The sequence below is a fragment of the Mesorhizobium amorphae genome, from assembly GCF_014843845.1.
Lineage (GTDB): Bacteria > Pseudomonadota > Alphaproteobacteria > Rhizobiales > Rhizobiaceae > Mesorhizobium > Mesorhizobium amorphae_A.
The window spans coordinates 1-920 of the sequence record NZ_JHQS01000098.1 but is presented as its reverse complement, the minus strand read 5'-3'; the positions used below and the strand labels follow the sequence as shown (position 1 = coordinate 920).

The 920-nt window shown below is 65.3% G+C and carries 2 protein-coding genes; both read left to right on the top strand.

Features of this window, described 5'->3' with window-relative positions; genetic code table 11:
* The first annotated feature begins 76 nt into the window (after positions 1–76).
* Positions 77–526, top strand: a complete 450-nt coding sequence (gene tnpA / locus DH08_RS30175; RefSeq protein ID WP_192182903.1) for an IS66-like element accessory protein TnpA — start codon at positions 77–79, stop codon at positions 524–526.
* A complete protein-coding gene (tnpB, locus tag DH08_RS30170) occupies positions 523–879 on the top strand; it encodes an IS66 family insertion sequence element accessory protein TnpB (protein WP_192182902.1) in 357 nt (118 codons plus the stop codon). Before tnpA ends, tnpB begins: the two co-directional genes overlap by 4 nt.
* Positions 880–920 lie beyond the last annotated feature (41 nt).

Genomic DNA, 920 nt, shown 5'->3' with positions numbered 1-920 from the left:
GTAAGCGGTGTTCTGACGCCACCTTTCGGATCGCGCTGTGAGAGACGATGTTCGACGCCTGTGAGGGCTTCGACATATGACGATTTCAGAGTTTACGCTTAAGTCCAGCGATCTGGAGCCGGTGCGCCGGTTCGAGGTTTTCACGGGCACCGGCCGGCGACGCGCATGGTCGCTGGAGGAGAAGGCGCGGATCGTGGCGGAAAGCTACGCGACCGACGAGACGGTTTGTGCTGTCGCGCGCCGATACGCCTTGTCTCCGCAGCAATTGTTCACCTGGCGTCGGGCCGCTCGCCAGCCGGCGGCCGAGAGGGTGGCGATGTCGGAATCGTTGTTCGTGCCAGCGGTGGTGGCGGCTTCGACGACGGAACCGACGGCGACGCGGCCGCCAAGGCAAAGCAAACGGAAAACTGCCCGAGACGCCGGCGTGATCGAACTTGAGATCGACGGGGTAGTCATGCGCGTTGGCCGCGGAGCCGACGCCAAGACGGTCGCGGCGGTGATCCGTGCGTTGAAGGCGACGTCGTGATCGGGCCGACGGGTGCGGTCAAAGTCATGGTGGCGACGAAGCCGGTAGACTTCCGCAAGGGTGCGGAGGGGTTGGCCGCGCTTGTTCGCGAGACGATGGGCGCCGATCCGTTCAGCGGCGCCGTCTACGTCTTCCGCGCAAAACGAACGGATCGGATCAAGCTGATCTTCTGGGATGGCACCGGCGTCTGCCTTTACGCCAAGCGCCTGGAGGACGGCGAGTTCCGCTGGCCGAAAGTGCAGGACGGGGTGATGCGGCTGACGGCCGCGCAGCTGTCGGCGCTACTCGAAGGACTGGACTGGCGGCGGGTTCACGAGGCGCACCGGACACGCGTTCCGGTTCAGGCCGGCTGATCCGCGACCAAGTGAATCAGCCCGGATTCTGCTGTCGCCCG

Coding starts and splice junctions, on each gene's coding strand:
- tnpA (WP_192182903.1), top strand. CDS start 77: ATGACGATTTCAGAGTTTACGCTTAAGTCCAGCGATCTGGAGCCGGTG.